Origin of the sequence: Kitasatospora sp. NBC_01302, from assembly GCF_035976515.1 — a bacterium.
Taxonomy (GTDB): Bacteria; Actinomycetota; Actinomycetes; order Streptomycetales; family Streptomycetaceae; genus Kitasatospora.
In genome coordinates this window covers 4,342,638-4,363,123 of record NZ_CP108404.1, presented here as the reverse complement: position 1 = coordinate 4,363,123, position 20,486 = coordinate 4,342,638, and the positions used below count along the sequence as shown (strand labels likewise).

20 protein-coding genes, 4 pseudogenes and 1 riboswitch are annotated in these 20,486 nt (G+C 72.9%); of the genes and pseudogenes, 10 read left to right on the top strand and 14 right to left on the bottom strand.

From position 1 onward, the window contains the following. Window positions 1-19: 19 nt before the first annotated feature. Window positions 20-2,248 carry an MMPL family transporter gene (locus tag OG294_RS18770; RefSeq protein WP_327067657.1) on the bottom strand — a complete coding sequence of 743 codons (2,229 nt, stop codon included), beginning with the start codon at window positions 2,246-2,248 and terminating at the stop codon, window positions 20-22. 98 nt (window positions 2,249-2,346) lie between these two features. Beyond that, window positions 2,347-2,697 (bottom strand): annotated as a pseudogene (locus tag OG294_RS18765) (AMP-binding protein); the annotation flags it as partial. Between the two features lie 305 nt (window positions 2,698-3,002). On the opposite strand from OG294_RS18765, the gene OG294_RS18760 reads away from it, so the two are divergent. The 5 genes from OG294_RS18760 (at window position 3,003) to OG294_RS18740 (ending at window position 7,427) form a co-directional block, all read left to right on the top strand. Continuing rightward, on the top strand, window positions 3,003-3,395 hold the full coding sequence (locus tag OG294_RS18760; protein ID WP_327067656.1) for a hypothetical protein: 393 nt from the start codon (window positions 3,003-3,005) through the stop codon (window positions 3,393-3,395). Window positions 3,396-3,510: 115 nt separating this feature from the next. Beyond that, window positions 3,511-3,690: riboswitch (M-box (ykoK) riboswitch) on the top strand. 292 nt (window positions 3,691-3,982) lie between these two features. Beyond that, complete coding sequence (locus tag OG294_RS18755; RefSeq protein WP_327067655.1) at window positions 3,983-5,629, top strand: NRAMP family divalent metal transporter; 1,647 nt, start codon at window positions 3,983-3,985, stop codon at window positions 5,627-5,629. A 232-nt stretch (window positions 5,630-5,861) separates the two neighbouring features. After that, window positions 5,862-6,155: a hypothetical protein gene (locus OG294_RS18750; protein ID WP_327067654.1), complete on the top strand. Its 294-nt coding sequence runs from the start codon at window positions 5,862-5,864 to the stop codon at window positions 6,153-6,155. 83 nt (window positions 6,156-6,238) lie between these two features. Further along, window positions 6,239-6,658, top strand: coding sequence for a winged helix-turn-helix domain-containing protein (locus OG294_RS18745; protein ID WP_442789177.1), 420 nt, complete (start codon window positions 6,239-6,241; stop codon window positions 6,656-6,658). Between the two features lie 43 nt (window positions 6,659-6,701). Next, on the top strand, window positions 6,702-7,427 hold the full coding sequence (locus tag OG294_RS18740; protein WP_327067653.1) for an MgtC/SapB family protein: 726 nt from the start codon (window positions 6,702-6,704) through the stop codon (window positions 7,425-7,427). Window positions 7,428-7,549: 122 nt separating this feature from the next. Here the strand turns inward: OG294_RS18740 and OG294_RS18735 are convergent, their stop codons facing one another. The 3 genes and pseudogenes from OG294_RS18735 to OG294_RS18725 form a co-directional block, all read right to left on the bottom strand. Then, entirely contained in the window at window positions 7,550-8,314 is a 765-nt protein-coding gene (locus OG294_RS18735; RefSeq protein WP_327067652.1) for a hypothetical protein, read from the bottom strand. A gap of 230 nt (window positions 8,315-8,544) precedes the next feature. Then, window positions 8,545-8,655 (bottom strand): annotated as a pseudogene (locus OG294_RS18730) (DUF397 domain-containing protein); the annotation flags it as partial. Between the two features lie 54 nt (window positions 8,656-8,709). Next, on the bottom strand, window positions 8,710-9,522 hold the full coding sequence (locus OG294_RS18725; protein ID WP_327067650.1) for a helix-turn-helix domain-containing protein: 813 nt from the start codon (window positions 9,520-9,522) through the stop codon (window positions 8,710-8,712). Window positions 9,523-9,689: 167 nt separating this feature from the next. Between OG294_RS18725 and OG294_RS18720 the strand changes: the two are divergent. Beyond that, window positions 9,690-10,022: pseudogene (locus OG294_RS18720) on the top strand (ATP-binding protein); the annotation flags it as partial. Window positions 10,023-10,094: 72 nt separating this feature from the next. On the opposite strand, the gene OG294_RS18715 reads toward OG294_RS18720, so the two are convergent. Beyond that, window positions 10,095-10,466: a VOC family protein gene (locus tag OG294_RS18715; RefSeq protein WP_327067649.1), complete on the bottom strand. Its 372-nt coding sequence runs from the start codon at window positions 10,464-10,466 to the stop codon at window positions 10,095-10,097. A 95-nt stretch (window positions 10,467-10,561) separates the two neighbouring features. On the opposite strand from OG294_RS18715, the gene OG294_RS18710 reads away from it, so the two are divergent. After that, window positions 10,562-10,999, top strand: coding sequence for a MarR family winged helix-turn-helix transcriptional regulator (locus OG294_RS18710; RefSeq protein ID WP_327067648.1), 438 nt, complete (start codon window positions 10,562-10,564; stop codon window positions 10,997-10,999). Here OG294_RS18710 and OG294_RS18705 read toward each other — a convergent pair. The 4 genes and pseudogenes from OG294_RS18705 to OG294_RS18690 all read right to left on the bottom strand — a co-directional run bounded on the left by OG294_RS18705 (window position 10,947) and on the right by OG294_RS18690 (window position 12,646). Further along, window positions 10,947-11,201: a WYL domain-containing protein gene (locus OG294_RS18705; RefSeq protein WP_327067647.1), complete on the bottom strand. Its 255-nt coding sequence runs from the start codon at window positions 11,199-11,201 to the stop codon at window positions 10,947-10,949. The two genes, OG294_RS18710 and OG294_RS18705, sit on opposite strands and share 53 nt — an antisense overlap. A 61-nt stretch (window positions 11,202-11,262) precedes the next feature. After that, window positions 11,263-11,388 (bottom strand): annotated as a pseudogene (locus OG294_RS18700) (alpha/beta hydrolase fold domain-containing protein); the annotation flags it as partial. Window positions 11,389-11,489: 101 nt separating this feature from the next. Next, window positions 11,490-12,182, bottom strand: a complete 693-nt coding sequence (locus OG294_RS18695; protein ID WP_327067646.1) for a hypothetical protein — start codon at window positions 12,180-12,182, stop codon at window positions 11,490-11,492. Window positions 12,183-12,235: 53 nt separating this feature from the next. Continuing rightward, the gene (locus OG294_RS18690) at window positions 12,236-12,646 is read right to left on the bottom strand and encodes an ArsR/SmtB family transcription factor (protein ID WP_327067645.1); all 411 of its coding nucleotides are present in this window, start codon (window positions 12,644-12,646) and stop codon (window positions 12,236-12,238) included. A 98-nt stretch (window positions 12,647-12,744) separates the two neighbouring features. On the opposite strand from OG294_RS18690, the gene OG294_RS18685 reads away from it, so the two are divergent. Beyond that, window positions 12,745-13,980: an MFS transporter gene (locus tag OG294_RS18685; protein ID WP_327067644.1), complete on the top strand. Its 1,236-nt coding sequence runs from the start codon at window positions 12,745-12,747 to the stop codon at window positions 13,978-13,980. 47 nt (window positions 13,981-14,027) lie between these two features. Here the strand turns inward: OG294_RS18685 and OG294_RS18680 are convergent, their stop codons facing one another. The 3 genes from OG294_RS18680 to OG294_RS18670 form a co-directional block, all read right to left on the bottom strand. Continuing rightward, entirely contained in the window at window positions 14,028-14,987 is a 960-nt protein-coding gene (locus OG294_RS18680; protein WP_327067643.1) for an esterase/lipase family protein, read from the bottom strand. Window positions 14,988-15,134: 147 nt separating this feature from the next. After that, window positions 15,135-15,977 carry an ABC transporter ATP-binding protein gene (locus OG294_RS18675; RefSeq protein WP_327067642.1) on the bottom strand — a complete coding sequence of 281 codons (843 nt, stop codon included), beginning with the start codon at window positions 15,975-15,977 and terminating at the stop codon, window positions 15,135-15,137. Further along, window positions 15,974-16,711, bottom strand: coding sequence for a FadR/GntR family transcriptional regulator (locus OG294_RS18670; protein WP_327067641.1), 738 nt, complete (start codon window positions 16,709-16,711; stop codon window positions 15,974-15,976). Before OG294_RS18670 ends, OG294_RS18675 begins: the two co-directional genes overlap by 4 nt. A 258-nt stretch (window positions 16,712-16,969) precedes the next feature. On the opposite strand from OG294_RS18670, the gene OG294_RS18665 reads away from it, so the two are divergent. Then, window positions 16,970-18,643, top strand: coding sequence for a protein kinase domain-containing protein (locus OG294_RS18665; RefSeq protein ID WP_327067640.1), 1,674 nt, complete (start codon window positions 16,970-16,972; stop codon window positions 18,641-18,643). A 14-nt stretch (window positions 18,644-18,657) separates the two neighbouring features. Here OG294_RS18665 and OG294_RS18660 read toward each other — a convergent pair whose 3' ends face one another. Then, the gene (locus tag OG294_RS18660; protein ID WP_327067639.1) at window positions 18,658-19,320 is read right to left on the bottom strand and encodes a MerR family transcriptional regulator; all 663 of its coding nucleotides are present in this window, start codon (window positions 19,318-19,320) and stop codon (window positions 18,658-18,660) included. 78 nt (window positions 19,321-19,398) lie between these two features. Here OG294_RS18660 and OG294_RS18655 point away from each other — a divergent pair, with 78 nt between their 5' ends. After that, the gene (locus tag OG294_RS18655; RefSeq protein ID WP_327067638.1) at window positions 19,399-20,478 is read left to right on the top strand and encodes an MmcQ/YjbR family DNA-binding protein; all 1,080 of its coding nucleotides are present in this window, start codon (window positions 19,399-19,401) and stop codon (window positions 20,476-20,478) included. Window positions 20,479-20,486 lie beyond the last annotated feature (8 nt).

Below are 20,486 nucleotides of genomic sequence, written 5' to 3'. Positions count from 1 at the left end.
CGATCGCGTTGGGCAGGGGCTACTCGCCCTCGACGTTGAGGTGGGGGAGGAGGCGGTCGAGCCAGTGGGGGAGCCACCAGGCGTGGCGGCCGAGGAGGGTGAGGACGGCGGGGACGAGGAGGAGGCGGACGACGGTGGCGTCGACCAGGACGCTGACGGCCAGGCCCAGGCCCAGCATCTTGACGACGATGTTGTCGCTGAGGATGAAGGCGGCGAAGACGCTGACCATGATCAGGGCGGCGCAGCTGATGACGCGGGCGGTGATCTCCAGGCCGTGGGCGACGCTGCCGCGGCTGTCGCCGGTGTGGATCCAGGACTCGTGGACGCGGGAGAGCAGGAAGACCTCGTAGTCCATGCTCAGGCCGAAGACGATGGCGAACATCATCATCGGGACGTAGCTCTCGATCGGGACCTTGCCGGCCACGCCGAGGGCGGGGCCGCCCCAGCCCCACTGGAAGACGGCGACCACCACGCCGTAGGAGGCCGCGATCGAGAGCAGGTTGAGGACGGCGGCCTTGACGGCGACCAGGAGGCCGCGGAAGACCGCGAGGATGATCAGGAAGGCCAGGCCGACCACCACCGCGATGATCAACGGGAGGCGGGCGGAAACGAGTTCGAGGAAGTCGAGCTGGGCGGCGGTGGTGCCGGTCAGGTAGCTCTTCGCGGTGGTGCCGGCGGTGCCCTGGGGGAGGGCGTCGTGGAGCAGGTGGTTGAAGAGGTGGGTGGTGACGGCGTCCTGGGGGGCGCCGGTGGAGATGGCGGTGGCGATCAGCACGTCGCCGTCGGGGGTGGGCTGCAGGGGGGAGATGCTCGCCGCGCCGGGCACGCCGGTGAGGGCGTGCTGGAGGTCGCCGGCCAGGGTGGCGCGGTCGCCGGCGGGGACGGCGCTCTGGTCGACCACGATGGTCAGCGGGCCGTTGGCGCCGGGGCCGAAGCCCTGGGTGATCAGGTCGAAGGCGCGCCGGTCGGTGAAGCTGGTCGGGTCGGCGCCGTCGTCGATGTGGCCGAGCCGGATGGAGAAGAGCGGGATGGCCAGCACGGCGATCACCACCACCCCGCCGGCCAGGAACCACCAGGGGCGCCGCTCGACGCGCCGGGCGTAGTTGTGCCAGGCGCCGTGCGCCTGCTCGCCGGTCCCGTCGCCGGCGCTGCTGCCCTCGGCGACGGGGGTGCGCACCCGCCAGCGGTCGATCCGGCGGCCGAGCAGGCCGAGCAGGGCGGGGACGAGGGTGATCGCGCCGAGCACGGCGGTGGCCACGGTGACCATCGCGGCGACGCCGAGCTTGCCGATGAAGCTGACCCGGGAGACGGAGAGTCCGGCCAGCGCGATCGCCACGGTGCAGCCCGAGACGATCACCGCGCGTCCGCTGGTGGACACCGACTTGCCGGCGGCCTCCACCGGGTCCACGCCGTCCATCAGCAGCTGGCGGTGACGGGTGATCAGGAAGAGTGCGTAGTCGATGCCGACGCCGAGCCCGATCATGGTCGCCAGGGTGGGCGAGACGGTGGCGAAGGTGAAGGCGATCGCGAGCAGGCTCAGACAGCTCAGGCCGACGATCACCGCGATCAGCGCGGTGACCAGCGGCAGCCCGGCGGCGACCACGCTGCCGAAGCCGATCAGCAGCACCACCACGGCCACCGCGAAGCCGATCGCCTCGCTGGTCAGGTCCTTGGTGTGCGGGCGGGCCAGCTCGCCGAGCGGGCCGCCGTACTCGACCTGCACGCCGGCCGCCCGCAGCGGCGCGACCGCGTCGTCCACGCCGTGCAGGTAGTCGGTGCCGAAGGTGGTGGGGTTGCTGTCGAAGCGGACGGTCAGGTAGCCGATGGTGCCGTTGGAGGAGAGCGCGCCGGTGGGCGGGGCGCCGGGGGCGGGCAGCGGGTTCTGCACCGCGAGCACGTGCGGCAGGTGCTGCAGCGAGGTGACGCTCTGGCCGATCTGGCCCGAGATGCCGGTCAGCGGGCCGGTGGCGTCGTGCAGCACGATCTGCGCGTTGGTCCCGCCGGCGCTCGGGGCGTGTGCGGCGAGCACCTGCTGGCCGGTGTGCGACTGGACGCCGGGCAGTGAGAAGTCGTCGGAGTAGGTGCCGCCGACGGAGTTCTGCAGTCCGTGCAGGGCGCCGAGCAGGACGAGCCAGCCGATCAGCACCAGCACCCAGTGCCGGGCGCACCAGCGGCCGAGGCCGTGCAGGCCGCCGGCCCCGGCCGTCGTGGTCCGCGCACTGCTGCGGTTCTCGTCCGGCGTGGCCATGGGCGTGCTCCTGGGCAGTGGCGGGCGTCAGAAAGATGGTTTTCTGACGGTATGCCTCACTGCTCGACGGCCATCCGTGCGACATACGCCCGACCGGGTCATCGGACGGGGGCCCGGACAGGTCGGCCCGACAGCGTGGGGAGGTGCTCCAGGGCGAGCCCGTCCGGGCTCTCGGTGAGCAGGTGCCGCACTCCGGCCCGGCGCAGCAGGCGGTGCTGGCGCGCGGCCGGGTGCCGGGGGTCGAGCGGCAGGTAGCCGCACCCGTGCTTGCGCACTCCGAGGATGCCCACCACCGAGAGCCAGCCGTGTCCCAGCCGGAGGCCGACCAGGGTGCCGCGCGGCACCCTGCTGCGCCCGAGTTCGACGGCCAGACGGTCGCGGGTCGTGGCCAACTCCCGGTAGGTGAGCATGAATTCGCCGTCGTGCAGGGCCACCGCGTCCGGGGTGCGGCGGGCCCGGCGGTGCGAGGGGCAGTGGTGCGAGGGGCGGTGGCGCTACGGGCGGTGATGCTACGGGCGGGCGGCACGGTGGACCGTGTCGTCCATGGCTGCGGTGGTGGCCGACACCCTCCGCACAAGAGTTTCGGCACTGCGCAGCGGCTGTCAACTCCCGCCAGGAGGTGGCCGGAAGGCGCCTGGCGGGCGGACTTGCGAGTTCAAAAACGGGGTCTATAGTGACCGGGGTTTGCCGGCGGGTGCGCTGGTCGTGATCGCGCGTGCCCTCCAACTGGTCTTGAAAGCAAGGAGGTTGGCACATGACCAGCCTGACGTTCGATCACCGGTCGACTCCCCGTCTGCTGCGCGGCCTGCGTCTGGGCCGGCCCGCACCCGCTGCACCGCGGCCGCCTCGGCCGCCCGTCACGGGAACGGTCCGCGGCTGCCTGCGGCTGGCGCTGCGGGACGGCGTCCAGCGGCTGTACCTGCTCGATCCGCGCGACTTCGCCGCCACCACCTCGCCCGAGGTCGCCTACGACGCCCGGGTGCACGCCGCCTACCTGCTGACCCTGCAGGGGCACCGGCCCGAATGGCTGGCCCAGCACCTGGACCTGCCGGCCGCCGCCGTGCACCACATCGCGGCGCAGGCGTGGGACTGCGGTCCCGAGGGGCCCGGCCCGCTGCCGCCCGGGGCGCTGTCGCCCGAGGTCTGAGGTGCCCACGGGGAGCCTGTGGTCCCAGGGGTCCGGGGCGTGGGTACAAAGGTCAAGGTTTAGTAAATACGGCAAGCGTAAGGTCTGACTGGGTCTAAGCTGGTCGAGGTTTAGAAAGGCACCTCGTTCGGTGAGGCGTCTTCACGGACACAGGCCACTGATCCCAACCGTCGAGAGACGCTCCGGATCAGGACAGATCTTCCCGACCTAAGGGTTGATCCCAAGTGGCTTCCGGCTCCGCAGCGAGCTGGATCACGCCGTGAAGTGCCAAAGCTCTGACGAGTTGGGGTGAGCCGGTCGTTCTCAGGATCGGCGAGCTCCTTGCCGTGTCGTTTTGCGTCGCGATCAGCGCGCACCGGCCGGAAGGAGGCGAGAGACATGGATTGCAGTAGTCCGGGCCACAGTTGCCCCTACCCCCGCTTGTCCTCGTACTTCTTCGGCTCGCGGTAACCACCTTCGCTACGCGCTCTTCGCGTTGACGTTCGACGTCTCCTGGCCCTGCCATGCCCGGAACCTGTTCGTAGCGAGGACGGCTGCCGCGTGCCCCGAACTCCCCCATGAATGCGGGGGGCTGAGGGAGGTTCATCATGACCATCACCACCCACGACACCAAGGTCCCGACGCCGCGCACGGCGGTCCTGGACGAGGCGCACCTGGGCGACATCAAGGGCGCGCTGGGCACGATCAAGCTGGACGACACGGCGCCGCGCACGGGCCTGTCGGCGAAGCTGAAGACCCTGCTGGCGATCGTCGGCCCCGGCCTGATCGTCATGGTCGGCGACAATGACGCCGGCGCGTTCTCCACCTACGGCAGCGCGGGGCAGAACTACGGCACGAGCCTGCTGTGGACGCTGCTGCTGCTGGTTCCGGTGCTGTACGTGAACCAGGAGATGGTGCTGCGGCTGGGCGCGGTGACCGGCGTCGGCCACGCGCGGCTGATCCTGGAGCGGTTCGGCAAGTTCTGGGGCGCGTTCAGCGTGATCGACCTGTTCCTGCTGAACGCGTTGACGCTGGTCACCGAGTTCATCGGAATCACCCTGGCGGCAGGCTACTTGGGGCTGCCGAAGGAGGGGTCGGTGGTGCTGGCGGCGGCGATCATCATCGCCTCGGCGTTCACCGGCTCGTTCCAGCGCTTCGAGCGGATCGCGGTCGCGCTGTGCGCGGGTTCGCTGCTGCTGATCCCGATCTACTTCCTGGTGCACCCGAAGACCTCGCAGATGGCGCACGACTTCGTGGTGCCCAACATGCCGGGCGGCACGGGGCAGTTGGCGACGGTGATGCTGCTGATCATCTCGATCGTGGGCACGACGGTGGCGCCGTGGCAGCTGTTCTTCCAGCAGTCGTACGTGATCGACAAGCGGATCACGCCGCGGTTCATGAAGTACGAGAAGGTCGACCTGTGGATCGGCATCGTGATCGTGGTCGTGGGCGCGGCGGCGATGATGGGGTTCACCGCGGCGGCGTTCGCCGGCACCGACGGGTTCGGCAACTTCAGCGACGCGGGTGCGGTGGCCAAGGGGCTGGCGGACCACGGCGGCAAGCTGGTGGGCGTGCTCTTCGCGATCGCGCTGCTGGACGCCTCGATCATCGGCGCGTTCGCGGTCTCGCTGTCCACGGCGTACGCGATCGGTGACGTGTTCGGGATGAAGCACTCGCTGCACCGCGGGGTGGGCGGCGCGAAGGGCTTCTACGCCATCTACGCGGGCATCGTGGCGGCTGCCGCGGCGATCGTGCTGGTGGCCGACGACCACACGCTGGGTCTGCTGACCCAGGGCGTGCAGGTGCTCGCCGGGGTGCTGCTGCCCTCCGCCTCCGTCTTCCTGCTGCTGCTGTGCAACGACAAGCAGGTGCTGGGGCCGTGGGCGAACGGGCCGAAGACCAACGCGTTCACCTCCGCGGTGGTCGGTGTGCTGGTGACGCTGTCGATCATCCTGACCGCCTCGGTGCTGTTCCCCTCGATCTCCTCGCAGGCGATCCTGGACATCATGGCCGGCTGCGGTGTGGTCGGCGTGCTGGTCGCGGGCCTCTCCTTCACCCGGCGCCGCACCGCCACCAAGGAGGACCCCATCGACCGCACGGGGCGCGACGACTGGCGGATGCCGCCGCTGGAGACGCTGACCCGTCCGGTGATGTCCACCGGCCGCAAGATCGGCATGGGCGCGCTGCGCGGCTACCTCTTCATCGCGATGATCCTGGTGGTCATCAAGCTCGTCCAGACCGCCCTCGGCCACTGACGCCGAGCCCCCTTGGGGGCGGGAGGAGCGGCGGTACGGCTGCTCCTCCCGGTGCCGGGCGCCCCGGCACGTTTTCTCCGGGCAGCCCGGCAGGTCTTCTCCGGGCGCAGACACGCCCGACACACCTGACACATCAGACACACCAGACGCCCGCATCGAGTGCGAGCCGTCGGCTTCGCCATGCCCGCGTGCGCGTGACGTGCGCGCACGCCGTCCACGGAGGTGACCTCCCGTGTCCGTCTTCACGTTCAACACCGCCTCGCTCCCGGTGCCGCTGCCGCGGCCGACCGTGCTGCCGCGGCCGACCGTCCACGGCGGGACCGTCCGGGTCCGCGCCTTCCTGGCCCAGCTGCTCTGCCGCCTGGCCGACAGCCCGCTCGACAGCCCCGTGCTGCGCACCGTTCAGCCGGCCGCACCGCGCGCCACCACGCACCGCCAGCAGGTGCGGCTGAGCGCCGAGTGGCACACCGTCGTCGACGCCACGGGTGGCCGCCGTCTCGAAGCCGCCTGGCACACCGAGAACTGAGCGCACACCGAGAACCGAGCGCACACCGAGAACCGAGCGGCCGAACCCGCCAAGCCCGCCACGCCCGAGAGGGAGGGAACCTCATGCCTCTGCGCTACCCCCGACTCCAGCTGGTCTTCTCCGACAACCCGCCCGCCCCGCCCGCCCCGGCCGCACCCGCGGCCGGCCCCGTCGCCGTGCTGGAGGTACCCACCCGCCGCCTGACGGCCGTGGGCGTGGTGGTCGACATCGACCAGCGCACCGCGACCGTCGACGGACGCGAACTCGACCTCACGTTCCTGGAGTTCGAGCTGCTCGCGCACCTGATGGCGCAGCCGAGGCGGGTGATGTCCCGCAGCCAGCTGATGGAGGCCGTCTGGGGCCGCCCCAACCTGGGCGACACCCGCACGGTGAGCACGCACGTGGCCCGGATCCGCCGCAAGCTCGGCCCGGCCCACCGCGCCACCATCAGCACCGTCCGGCAGATCGGCTACAAGTTCGACCCGGCACTCGGGCCGCGCTGAGCCCGCTGCTTCTCCGTCCCGCTGTTCCCGAGGAGGTGCTGCCATGCACGCCCTGTCCACCTTCGACTTCCTGGTCCGGTTGGCCACCGGAGTCTTCTGCGGCGCCTTGATCGGGATGGAGCGCCAGTGGCGGGCCCGGATGGCGGGCCTGCGCACCAATGCGCTGGTCGCCACCGGGGCCACCCTGTTCGTGCTGTACAGCGAGGCGATGGGGGACGCCGGATCCCCCACCCGGGTGGCCTCCTACGTGGTCTCCGGGATCGGCTTCCTCGGCGGCGGGGTGATCCTGCGCGACGGCGCCAGCGTGCGGGGCCTCAACACGGCCGCCACCCTGTGGTGCTCGGCGGCCACCGGGGTGCTCGCCGCCTCCGGCAAGCTCGCCTTCGCGGTGCTGGGCGCGCTGACCGTACTCGCCGTCCACTTCGTGGGCCGGCCCGCCGGTCGGCTGCTCGACCAGGCCCCGGCGGCCGGCACCGACCCGGACGCGGTGGTGGAGGCCAATGTGCACCTGCGCTGCGACCGGGGCGCGGAGAGCCACATCCGGGCCCTGCTGCTGCAGTCGCTGACCGGCTCGGGTCTGACCCCGACCGGTCTGCGGGCCCGTCGTGAGACGCCGGAGACCAGCAGCCTGCGGGCCTCGCTCTCGGTCAGCGGTGATGTGGCCTGCGCCCTGGAGCAGGTGATCGCGCGGCTCTCGCTGGAGCCGGGGGTGCGGGATCTGCACTGGCACCTGGACGAGGAGGAGGACGTGCACCAGGCGATGGCCTGAGCCGGTCCCCTTCGGGGTGGAGGAGGGGGGAGGGTGATGATGTGTGGTTTTCCGCGTCCGCGGACCTGCGAGGGTGCAGCGGTGCTGGTGGAGGCGGCGGTGCGGGTGCCGGGGGTGAGGGGTCAGCACCTCGCGGGCGGTCTGTGCTCCTGGATGAGGGCGCGGACTTCCTCGGCCCGGCGATGGACGTCCGCGGCTGGTCGGGGAGGCCTGGCGTGGTGCGGGAGGGGTGCGGGGCGGGGTGGGGGTGGCTCGGGGAGCGGTGGGAGACGGTCGAGCAGGCGCTTGCGGGCGAAGGCACCCGGGCACTGGACGGAGGCGGGCAGGCCGTTGGTCAGCGCGAACCGGAACTGTTCGGGGGTGACGTCACGGGCGAACCACTCGGTGGCCAGGGATTCGAGGGCGGCGCACTCGTTGGCGGAGAGCATCATCCGCTTGTCCGCCGCGCCGAGGGAGGCGAGGGCGCGGTAGGCGATGGAGCGTGCAGGGGGCGCGGGGGCGGGGTCCGCGCTACCGCCGCCGGTGGTGGTGCGGCGGTCGGCGAGGAAGCGTTGCCACCAGGAGCGCGGGCGGGCGGTGCGGGAGAAGTAGGTGCGGGAGACCCAGCGGGTGAGGCCTTCTCCGGCCTTCTCGCGGATGCGCAGGAGGTGGCCGAGGTCGGCGAGCTTGCGCAGGGCGGAGCGGACGGCCTGTTGGCCGTAGCGGGGTTGCTCGCGGGCGAGGGTCTTGGTGTCGATCGCCGCGCCGTCGGGCAGGCGGTCGATGTAGGCGGCGAGGTAGGCCTCGCGTTCGGGCAGGTGGGAGAAGTCGTGCTGGGTGCTCGGACTTTGGGACGGCGCGGAACGCTTGCCGTAGCCGGGCGCGGCGGTAGGGTGGCAGGTAGCCACTGGATCGACCTCGATCTCGATCAAGTTCGGTCAGACCCCCGTTCGGTGTTGGCGCACCGGCGGGGGTTGTTTCTTTGCGCGAACCGTACACCGCATGTGCGGGGCGTGGTCAACTCATGACGATAAGTCATATTCATTGGTACGCGGGGACATTGGTGGGTGGGTGGGAAGTAGCCACCCACCGTTCCTCAGAAGAGAGCGCTCGGGGCCCGAGGCCCGAAGCTCGGGTGTCAGCGCAGCGGTTGGGCGGTCGCGAACGTGAGGAATCCAGCCCAGGCGGCGGGGGTGAAGGCGAGCTGCGGTCCGGCCTTGTCCTTGGAGTCGCGGACGTGGATGGCTCGATGCAAGCGCCTCAGAGTTGCCGTAGTTGGTCTTGAGTCAGCCTGGTTCAGCGGTCACAGTGCCTCTGATGCTTTCTGGATGAACCGGGCGGACTCCTCAATCCCCAGGGCCTGCATGCGGATCGTGCCATGGCGCTGCTCCAGTGCGCTGATTGTTTCAGGGGCCGTGTACAGGGCCCCGGTTTCCTGGCCCTCCACGTAGGCATAGCGCTGACGCTCAGCAGTCTCAAGGAGGACGAAGGGCCCGTTGAGCATGGCGTGCATGCCGCGTCCGGTAGGCAGGATCTGAATCGACACGTTCCTCAGTTGGCCGACGGTCAGCAGAAGCTGGAGCTGACTCTTCATCGTCACTCGGCCGCCCACCAAGGTGTGGAGCGCGGCCTCGTAGACGACGAAGCCGAAGAGCGCGGGAGGATTGCGGGTGAGCTTCTTCTGGCGTTCCAAGCGGGCCTGTACCCGCTCCTCGACGGTGTCGTCGCCGACTGGCGGGGTGTGCGCCTCGAACAGGGCTCGTGCATACTCCTCGGTCTGCAGCAAGCCGGGAATCAGCAGGGTCTCGAACCAGTTGGCAACGATTGCCTCGTCTTCCGCGGCCATGAAACTCTTCACGCTTTTCGGGGGTCGCTCTGGCCGCAGGTATCCCGCTGCGGCGATCAGCAGTCCACGTGCATCACAGAGCCGCTCGGCGGCCTCAAGTGCCTTCAGGGTCGGCCGCCTCCGGCCCTGTTCCATCGACTTGATCGTCTCGTAGTCGTACTCGGCTTCCTCGGCCAGCTGCTCGCGCTTGATCCCGGCGCGCTCGCGCCACAGCTTGAGCTGGTTGCCGCAGTACTGCCAGGCCAGCGGGGGCTCAGGTGTTCCGGTCATCCGTGCGCCCCCAACATTCATTCGCGGGTACAGGGCGGGTACTCAGCCAGTTGGACCCGCTGTGTCACTTCCGAGGCTACGACCGTGCCCGGCACCGTAGGAGTCCAATCCCCGGATTGCACCCATTCGAGTGCCAGTTCGCCCCGTCGCGTTTCGCAAGGACTCCGATGCCCCTGCCTCCCCTCGCCGCCGAGCACCACTTCCGCCGCACCGCCCGCAGCGTCTCGCTCTCCCGCAACCTCTTCCGGCAGCAGGCGACTTCGTGGTCCCTCTGCACCGAGACCGCCGACACCGCCGCCCTGCTCCTCTCCGAGCTCATGACCAACGCCTGCCGCCACGCCCGCTTCCCCCGTGACCGTTACATCGCCGCCCGCTGGCTCCTCGACCCCGTCGCCGACCTGCTCCGTGTCGAGGTCTCCGACGCGGACGACCACCTGCCCGCTCCTCGTCGCGCGCACCCTGACGAGGAGTCAGGGCGTGGCCTCGAACTCGTCGCCACCCTCTCTGCCGCCTGGGGTGCCGACCCGCGTCCGTATGGCATCGGCAAGACGGTCTGGTTCGAGCTGAAGCTGTCAGCCCCCGTGGACGGTGAGGGTGTAGCCCTCGGGGCCCTCGAAGGAGAACATCGGGCCGAACGGGCTGTCCACGATCGGCGTGAGGATCGTGACCCCGGCGGCGGTGAGCTTGGCGTGGAGCTCGTGGGCGTCGGAGGTCTGGAACCAGAGCGCCACGCCGAGGCCGGGCCGGGCGGTGTCGGCGAGGTCGACGCCGGGCAGGAGCTCGCGGACGGCGAAGGGGATCGGCTTGGTGTCGAACACGACGCCGTGCGGCGGTGAGACCGCTGCCCGGCGCAGGCCGAGGTGCTGCTCGCAGAAGGCGGCCGCGGCGTTCAGGTCGCGCACCTGAAGGGCGATGAAGTCGGGGCCGTTGACGGTGACGGACATGATTTCTCCTTCGAACCTTGATCCTCTGTCCCTGATGTCAGGACTTTGACATAATCGAGGCTAGGCTCGCCGGGCCTGTATGTCAAAATGCTGACATGCAGCAGAAGCAGAAGGACGTCACCCAGCACGTGGGATACCTGCTCAAGCGCGCCCAGTCCGCGCTGCGCGGGGCCATGGACAAGGTGCTGCGCGAGCACGGGCTGACCGTGCCGCAGTACTCGACCCTCGAACTGCTGGCCCTGCACCCCGGCATGTCCAACGCCGACCTCGCCCGCGCGACCTTCGTCACCCGGCAGTCCGGGAACGTCGTGCTGCGGGGCCTGCAGGACGCGGGCCTGATCACCCGCCCCGACGCCGCCGACCACGGCCGCGCCCTCCCCGCTCACCTCACCGAGGAGGGGCACGCCCGCCTGGCCACGGTGCAGGCCGCCGTCTACGCCGTCGAAGAGCGCATGACCGCGGCGATCGAGCCCCGGCGCGTCACCGCGCTCCTCGCCGACCTCGAACGCATCGCGGCGGCCCTGGAGGAGTGACCCGCACCCGCCCGCCCACTCGCCGCTCGCCGCGGGCGGAGCCGAGGAGCAGTGCGTTCAGGTCATGGGGCTGCGCGGGCTCGTCGGTCGGGGGCGCCGCGGTGACCCGGTCCAGGCGGAAGCCGCGGCCGGCCCGGCGGGTGCGGCACCAGGCGATCAGGCACCACCGGCCGTCGGCGGTGAGGAGTCCGGCCGGTTCCACCTCGCGGTCGCTCCCGCGTCCGGCCGCGTCGAGGTAGGACAGCCGCAGCACCGTGCCGAACGGCCTCGGCGTGTTCCACCAGCCAGCGCGCGGCGGCTTCGCAGTCGTCGGGGCCGGCCGGGAACGGGTGTTCCGGCGCGAGGCGGTACTCCACGCTGACCACGGCCAGGCGGGCCGTCTCGGCGAGGCAGTCCTGGTCCGTGATCGTCATGGTGTCGATCCTCGCGGTCGTCCGCGACAACGTACCGTCACCCTCTCCTGGTGAGGCGCGTCACTCTTCGCGGGCCGCTACCAGCGGTCCGAGGCGTCCAGGAGCACGGACACCGTGCCCTTGTCGTCGACGACCTCCGCGCAGACCTGGTGCCGGTCGAGCCCCCGGTCCTCGTCGCGGCAGGCACCCAGGCTGCCGTGGTCGAGGGTGAACTGCCAGCCGTGCGCCCGCGTCAGATGGTCGCGGAGTTCCCGCGCCACCTCGTCGGACGACTGCCCGGCCGTGCCACGCACCTCGATCCTCCGTTCGCAGGAGGTCTCGGAGCCGCCGCCGCAGCCCTCGTCGCGGTCGCTCACCACCGCGAGCCCGGCGGGCAGCGGCAGGACCTCCCGGTCGGAGGGGGTGATGGCCGGCACGCCGTTGATGCCGACCAGCCAGGCGGCCCCCAAGGCGGCGACGGGGCCGAGCACGCAGTAGAAGAGGGACAGGCCCATGCCCGCGGCGCCGCGCCCCTGCAGCGAACTCAGCTTCGGCACACCGGGCCTGCGGCTCTCGATGAGGATGCCCACGGGCAGGACGGCCGCGGTCACGAAGGTGATGACCACGATCAGGGTGACCCTCGCGTCGGGGAGGAGCCACCGCTGCGCGAGGGCGATCTCGGTGGCCGCGAGGAGCGCGAGCAGGATCCCGACGATCCAGCCCGTGCTGACCGTCCGAACCGCGAACAGCCAGCACACCAGCGGGAAGAGGAACGCGACAGTGGTGATCACGGCGGACACTCTGCCCCAGGCCGGGCCTTGCGGGCCAGGGTTTTCGGGCGGCGCTACCCCTCCTTCGGCGTCCAGTTCGCGACCAGGGCCAGCAGGCCGGGGAAGCGCGCCTCCAGGTCGTCGATCCGCACCTGGCTGCGGCGTTCGAGGCCGTACTGGCGCTGGCGGGTGACGCCGGCCTCGCGCAGGGAGCGGAAGTGGTGGGTCAGCGAGGACTTGGGACGGTCCAGGCCGAACCAGCTGCACGAGTGGTCGAAGGCGTCGGAGTCGAGCAGCAGCGCGCGCACGATGTGCAGGCGCAGCGGGTCGCTCAGTGCGCCCAGCACCGCCTCCAGGCGCAGCTCGGCGACCCCCGGCTCGGGCAGCGGCTCGGGCAGGTCGGCGGGCTCGGGGTGGCGGTGGACGGCGGGCGCCGCGGGGGTGGTGGGCGCCGCGGGGGTGCCGGGGGAGGAGCTGGGTGCCATGGGGACCTCCTTCGCGCTGCTTTTCAGTACGACTTCAATCGTACTGCATGCTAAGTTCGAGATATCTCGTACTGGACGGACGGCCCTAGGGGGATGCCATGGCGCAGGTCATCGAGAGAACAGCAGCATTGAACAGCAAGGGAGTTGATGTCGGGGCACCGCCACGTCGATGGATCTGGCTGGCCGCCTGGCCGGTCACCGCCGTCTTCGTGCTGTCCAATGCCGCCACCCCGCTCTACGCCCTGTGGCAGCACGACATCGGCTTCGGCAAAGGCACGCTGACCGTCGTCTTCGCCTGCTACATCGCCGGCCTGATCGGCTCGCTGCTGGTCTGCGGGGTGCTCTCGGACCGGATCGGCCGTCGCCGGGTGCTGGTCCCGGCGATCCTGCTGGCGCTGCTGGCCTGCGGCATCTTCGCCACCGCCGCCTCGGTGCCCGCGCTGCTGGCGGCCCGGCTGCTCACCGGGATCGCGGTCGGGGCGGCCGTCTCGGCGGGCATGGCGGCGGTGGCCGACGTCGCGGGCGCCGAGCGGCGGCGGCTGGCCGCGCTGCTCGCCTCCTGCGCGATGGTGCTGGGCGCGGGCACCGGGCCGCTGCTCGCGGGTGTGCTGTCGCAGGAGCTGCCGGGGCCGACCAGCGCGGTCTTCGGCGTGGTCGCCGTGCTGCTCCTGGTCGCATTGGCGGTGGTGTGGCGGATGCCGCTGCCGCCGCGGGTGGCGAGCGCCGCAGGACCACTGCTCCGCGTGCCCCGGGTGCCGCGCGGCAACGGGCGCCAACTGGCCCTGGGGATCGCGGTCTTCGCGCCCGGCATCACCGCGACCTCGTTCGTCCTGTCGCTCGGCCCCTCGCTGCTCACGGCGCTGCTCGGCGGCGGCAGCCGGATCCTCGCCGGGGTGGTCGCGTTCGCGATGTTCCTCACCGCGACCGCCGTGCAGTTCGCCGTGCAGCGGCTGAGCCGGCGCGCGATCCTGCTGGCGGGCGCCGTTTCGACCGTGCTGGCCGTGGCCGCCCTGGTCGGCGCGGTCCGCGGCCACGCCGTGGCGCTGCTGGTGGCAGCGGCGCTGCTGGCGGGTGCCGGGCAGGGGCTGGGCCAGCTCGGCGGGCTGTCGCTGCTGAACGCCAGTGTGCCGGCCGGCTCGCTCGCGGAGGCCAACGCCGCGCTCAACGTGGGGGGTTACCTGCTGGCGGGCACGCTCCCGGTGGCTGCCGGGTTCCTGAGCGACGCGATCGGGCTGACCGGCGGGGCCACGGTCTTCGGCGCCGCGCTGGCGCTGCTCGCGACGCTCGGTGGGGTGCTCGTCGCCGTCAAGAGGGACTGGGCGCGGGCGAGTTGAGGCAAGGCCCCGGGCGGTGGACGCCGCCCGGGGCGGTCGCCCGCGGCTCAGCCCGTCAGGTTGGCCAGGCAGCTGGCCTCGCTCACGTTGTCGGGGTCGAGCGCGTGCAGGACCTCGTGCCGCACGACCGGGTCGGCGACCATCAGCACGTGGTCCGGCACGTTGGCCGGGCAGAGGTCCTGCACCAGCACGTTGTGCACGTTCGGACCGGTCAGGAACTGCGAGGTGTAGGGCGTGACCACCTCGTCGTACTTGGTGGCGATCACCCAGTAGTCCACGCCGGGCACGGTGTCGCCGCCCGCGTTGAGCTTGCCGAGCATGGCCGAGCCGACCTCCTGGTCCGCGCAGGCGGGGCAGGCGGAGGAGACGATCTGCTGGGCGCCGGGGAAGGACTGGGCGAGCGTGGTCAGGCCGTCCAGCGTGGTCCCGTGGTTGCTCGGGGCGAGGCCGACCAGGGTGTGCACCTTGGCCGCCCCGCCGTCGAACTTCAGGTAGTAGCGCGGCATCATGCCGCCCTGGCTGTGGCCCACGATGTCGACCTGACCCGCACCGGTGGCGGCCAGCACGCCGTCCACGAAGGTGGCGAGCTGCTGGGCGGAGTCGGCCACCGGCGCGATCGCCCGCAGCACGGGGACGCCGGGCTGGGCGCCGTAGGTCAGGGCGTAGACGCAGTAGCCCTGGGCGGCCAGCGCCGGGGCGATGGTCAGCCAGTTGACCGAGCCGTTGGCGAAGGTGCCGTGGACCAGCACGACCGGCCTGGGGTGGGCCGAACTCGGCTGGCAGGACCAGTCGTTGGCGCCGGGTACGCCGGGTGCGGCGAGCGCCTGGGCGGCGGCGACCGGATCGGTGGTGCCGGCGGCGGACCGGGCCTGGGCCGGTGCGGCGCCGACCAGCGCGGCGCCGAGCAGTGCGGTGCCGGCTGCGAGCGCGGCGAGCCGGCGGGGGCGGCGGCCCCGGGGCGGGGCGGTTCTGGGCAGGGGGGAGCCGGGCAGGGTGGTTCCGGGCATGGCTGTCCTCCGGGTGGGGGTTGGAGGTGCGCGACGGCGCGTGGGGGTGCGCCGAGGAACTGGCCAGTAAGTTACTGCTGGGTTAACGCCCTGGCCAGACACCGCGCGGGAATTGACACCCGGAGGGACGAGTCGTGCCGAAGCGGACTAACCGGCGGTCACCGGGGCGGTGGCCGCCGCGGCGCGGCGGTCGGCGCGGGCCGCCCAGCGGCCGTCCGCCCGGCTGATCCGGATCGGGTGCTCGAAGCACGCGCTGACCAGCTCGGTGGTGACGATATCCGCGACCTCGCCGCGCCCCACGCACTCGCCCTCGCGCAGCAGCAGCGCGTGCGTGGTGCTGCTCGGCAGCTCCTCCAGGTGGTGGGTCACCAGCACGCTGGCCAGCTGGGGGTGCTGCTCGCGCAGCTCGTCGAGGCTGCTGAGCAACTGCTCGCGGGCGGTCAGGTCCAGGCCGGTGGCGGGCTCGTCCAGCAGCAGCAGGCGCGGCTGCGGCATCAGCGCGCGGGCGATCAGGGTCCGGCCGCGCTCGCCCTGGGAGAGCGTGGTCCAGGCGGCCTCGGCCCGCCGGGTCATGCCGAGGGTGGCGATCAGCTCGTCGGCGTGGGCGAGCTGGTCGGCGGTGGGCCTGCGGTGCAGGTCGGGCTCGATGCTGTTGGTCAGGCCGGTGAGCACCACCTCGCGCACGCTCAGCGGCGAGCGCAGCGGGTGGCGGGGGTTCACGTGGCCCAGGTGCGCGCGCAGCTCGCGGACGTCCACCCGGCCGAGCCGGCGGCCGAGCACCCGCACCACGCCGCGGGTCGGATGGGCGACGGCGCCGAGCAGGCCGAGCAGGGTGCTCTTGCCCGCGCCGTTGGCGCCGAGCACGGCCCAGTGCTGGCCGGGCTCGATGGTCAGCGAGATGCCGCGCAGCAGGTGGCGGCCCTCGCGCACGAAGTCGACGTCCTCGACGTGCAGCAGCGGGCCGTGCGGTGCGGGGTCGGCGGCGTTCACGGGTGCGCTCCTCGAAGGGTGGCAGGGGTGAGGGGATCCTGGGCGCGGAGCAGGTGGACGACCGCCTCCAGGTTGTGCAGGGTCGCGGCGACGGCGGCCTCGGCGTCGCGGGCCCGCAGCGCGGTGAGCAGCGCCGCGTGCGCGCACGAGGTGTCCGGCAGCCCCGGCACGCTCTCGACCAGTTCGACCAGCGCGGTGCGCAGCACCGGCAGCACGGCGGTGAACAGGTCCAGCAGGACGGCGTTCCCGGCCAGTTCGACCACCGCCAGGTGGAACGCCAGGTCGGCCTCGACGAAGGCGGGCGCGCTGAGTGCGCGCCGGGCCTGCCGGTCGACCAGCCGCTCGCCGAGGGCCCGCAGCTCGGCGGGTGTGGCGCGCTCGGCGGCCAGCCGGGCGGCCTCCACCTCCAGGGCGCGGCGGACCTCGTACACCTCCAGCAGGCGGGCCCGGCGCAGCAGCTCGCGCACCTCGCCGGGGGGTGCGGGCGGCCGGGCGGCGGGGTCGGTGACGAAGGTGCCGACGCCGTGGCGCACGTCGAGCAGGCCGTCGCGGACCAGCAGCCGCACCGCCTCGCGGACGGAGGAGCGGCCCACGCCCAGCAGCCGGGCCAGCGCGGCCTCGTTGGGCAGCTGCTCACCGACCCGCCACCGGCCGCCGTCGAGCAGCTCGCGCAGCCGCGCCTCCACCCGGGGCACCAGCGGGCCGCGCCGGGGGCCTGAGGTGCTCGGCTGCACGGCGTTCCTCCTCCACCCGGACGGCCCGGCAACCAGGTGGGCTCGAACGCGCGTCCGCAAGGGAGTGGGTGCCCGCGCCGGGGTGAGCACGCTAGCAGTCGTCCTCAGTCCTCTGAGGACTGTTCCACCCAGTGGACTCCCGGCGCACGGGCAGGCAGGGTGGTGCCCCGACTGGGGTGGCGGCGCGATGATGCCGCATCATGGCGCGGGTGCCGGGCATGCGGTGTCCGGCCGACGGAGCGTGAGGAGCAGGACCAGGTGATCGGACGAGCGCTGAACGGCCGCTACGAACTGGTCGGCACCCTCGGGGTCGGCGGCATGGCAACGGTCTGGCACGGCGTCGACCGGGTGCTCGGCCGCGAGGTGGCGGTCAAGGTGCTCAACAACGGCCTGGCCGAGGACCCCAGGTTCGCCGAGCGGTTCAGCCGGGAGGCGCAGCACGCGGCGATGCTGGTGCACCCGCGGATCGCGATGGTCTTCGACTCGGGCATGGACCAGGGCTCCGCCTACATCGTGATGGAGCTGATCCGCGGCCGTTCGCTCGGCTCGGTGCTGGCCGAGGGCGGTCCGCTGCCGGTCGAGCGGGCGGTGGGAATCGCGGCGGCGGTCTGCGAGGCGCTGGAGGTGGCGCACGCGGCGGGCCTGGTCCACCGGGACATCAAGCCCGGCAACGTGATGATCACCGACGACGGCGGGGTCAAGGTCGTCGACTTCGGCATCGCGCGCGCCTCGGCCTCCGGCCAGCAGCTGACCCAGACCGCCTCGGTGCTCGGCACCGCCGCCTACCTCTCGCCCGAGCAGGCCACCGCCGCCGAGGTGGACGGGCGCGCCGACCTCTACGCGCTGGGCTGCGTGATCACCGAAATGCTCACCGGGGAGCCGCCGTTCAGCGCCGACACGCCGGTCGGGATCGCCTTCAAGCAGGTCTCCGAGCAGGCCCCGCCGGTCAGCCTGCGCCGGCCCGAGGTGCCGCCGGCGCTCGACCACGTGGTGGCGCGGCTGCTGGCCAAGCGCCCGGCGGACCGGCCGGCCAACGCCGCTGCCGCCCGCGCCGAGCTGCTCGCGGCGGTGCCGGTGGCGGGGGCGGTGGACCGCACCTCGGAGCTGCTGGCGACGCCGATGCCCGGCCCGGACGGCGACCGCACGACGATGCTGCCGCCCATCGCGGTCGCGCCGCCGCAGCAGCCGTACCGGGCGCCGGTGGCGGCGCCGACCTCGGTGATGGCGCCGGTGCCCGAGTACGGCGAGTACGGCGACCACTCGGGGCACGGGACCCCCAGCGGGTACGGCGGGCAGTACCAGGACGGTCACCCGGAGCCCGCCGCCCCCGCGCGCCGCTCGCGCCGCACCCTCGCGCTGGTGCTCGGCGCGGTCGGTCTGGCCGGTGTGGGCCTGGTGGGCGCGCTGGCCTTCTCCGGCTCCGGCGGCAACTCCGGTGCCGCCGCGCCCGGCAGCAGCCGCCAGCAGCCCGCCCAGCCGGTCGGTGCCGCCACGGGCCCGGCCGCGCCCACCGGCGGCACCGCGGCCGCCCCCGCCGCTCCGACGCCCGTCGTGCCGCCGACCGGCAGCGCGCCCGCCGCGCCGAGCACCGGGCCCGCCAAGCCCGCCGGCACCCCGGCCGCCCAGATCGCCGCGCTGCGCGGCGAGGTGAGCGGCTCGGCGATACCGAAGGACCGCCAGGCCGCCCTGGTGCACACCCTGGACGCGGCCGGCGCGGCGCTCGCCGCCGGGCAGCCGCAGGACTCGGTGCAGGCGCTGAAGGCGGCCCAGCGCCAGGTGCGCGACCTGTCCAAGAAGCACGCGGTGGACGGGGCGACGGCCGCCTCCTGGCAGCGCGAGCTCGGGGTGACCATCAACGCGCTGAACGCCCAGGCCAGTCAGAACGCGGCCAACGGTGACGACGGCGACAACACCGACAACGGCGGCAACTGACGGACCGTCAGATCTCAGGTCTCGGTCTCGGCGGGCGCCTCCACGAACACCCGCCGGGAGGCGTCCTCCTGGGCGAGCCGGCGCATGCTGGCCAGCAGCGTGTCCCCGAGGACGGTGCCCAGCACCGCCCCCTCCAGTCGCCCGCCCGGATCGGCACGGCGCCCGAGCAGCGCCAGTTCGGCGGCGGCCAGCCGCTCGGCCGCTGCCGCGTACTCGTCCAGGATGCCGAGCAGGTCCTCCTGCCCCAGTTCGCGCAGCGCCTGGAAGACCTGGGCGAGCGCCACGCAGGCCGCGCCGCCGGGGTGCACCAGCCAGCCGCGCTCGGCCACCCAGGCCGCCGCGGCCTCGGCCGCCGCCCGCCCGGCCGCACTGTCCTCGGTGCGGCGCTCCCCGGGGCGGGGCCGCGGGGCGACGGCGTGCTGGGCGAGGTCCAGGGTGGCGGGCAGCGAGAGCCCGGGGGCGTCCAGCGCGGTGAGCAGCCGGCGGGCGGTGGCGATCGAGAGGCCGCCGACCTCCAGCAGTGCGCGCAGCAGCCGCAGCCGCCGCACGTGCGCCTCGTCGTACTGCGCCTGGTTGGGGCAGGTCAGCTCGCCGGCCGGGAGCAGCCCCTCCCGCAGGTAGTACTTGATCGTGGGAACCGGCACCCCGGTTCGACGGCTCAGTTCCCCGACGCGCACAGGCCGGTCTCCTCTCCCGCCCGGGGGCAGCGGTGATGCACCAAGCCTAGGTGGCGGGCCGGTGCCACTGCCAGACCCGTGAGTGTCCGCGCACTGTGGCAGCATGCCGCCCAGCAGGCTCCGGCAGCAGCGCCGCGGGCCGCCGGGGCGGAACGGGGCACACGGGTGGCGACGGTCGAGCAGGTACGGGCGGCGGCGCTGGCGCTGCCGCGCACGAGCGAGCACCTGATCCGGGACCGGGTGAAGTTCCGGGTCGGCCGGATCGTCTACCTGGCGCTGTCCAGGGACGAGACGGTGCTCGGCTTCGCCTTCCCCCGGGAGGAGCGGGAGCTGCTGCTCGCCACCGAGCCCGGGGTCTACCTGCCGCCGGAGCCGGCCGACGAGCGCTTCAACTGGCTGCAACTGCGGCTGGCGGCGGTCCCGGAGGCGGAGCTGCGCGAGATCGTGCTGGACGCCTGGCGGATGGTGGTGCCCAAGCGGGTGGCCGCCGAGCACGAGGCCGCGCACCCCGCTGCCCTGCCGCCGGGCCCGGCCCTGGCCGAACTCCGCTTCGCCGCAGGAGTGTTCGCCGGTCTCGGGGCGGTCGACGCGGGCTGGGAGCGGTGGGCCGCGGTGGTGGCCGCGGCGCCCGACCTCGCCCGCCCCGAGCACCGCGCGGCCCTGCACCGCTGGCTCAACTCCTGGGGCTGCCGAATCCGTTACCCGCGCGAGGGCGAGCCCGACCTGTTCTCCGCCGCGCTGGAGGGCTGGTGGGCCGCGCACGGCGCCGAGCTGCCCGATGCCTCGCTCGCCGTGCTGACGGAGGGTCAGCTCGACGCACTGGCCGCGGCCTATGCCGAGCTGGCGGCGCTGCGCGTCTCACCGGGCCGTACCCTCGGGCCGACCGCCGCCGCCAAGGCGCTCTACGCGCTGCGCCCGGCGGCCGTGATGCCCTGGGACGCGGCGATCGCCCAGCGGCTGCACGGCTCCCGGGACGGCGCGGCGTTCCGCCGCCACCTGGCCTGCGGGCGCCGCTGGGCCCGCGCGGTGATCGCCGAATCCGGCCTGGACGAGGGCGAGTTGCCGCGCGAGCTGGGCCGGCCCGCGGTGTCGCTGGCCAAGGTGCTGGACGACTACCTGTATGTCACGATCACCGCCGGGATCACCGCCGCGCCGTAGGCGGCCGG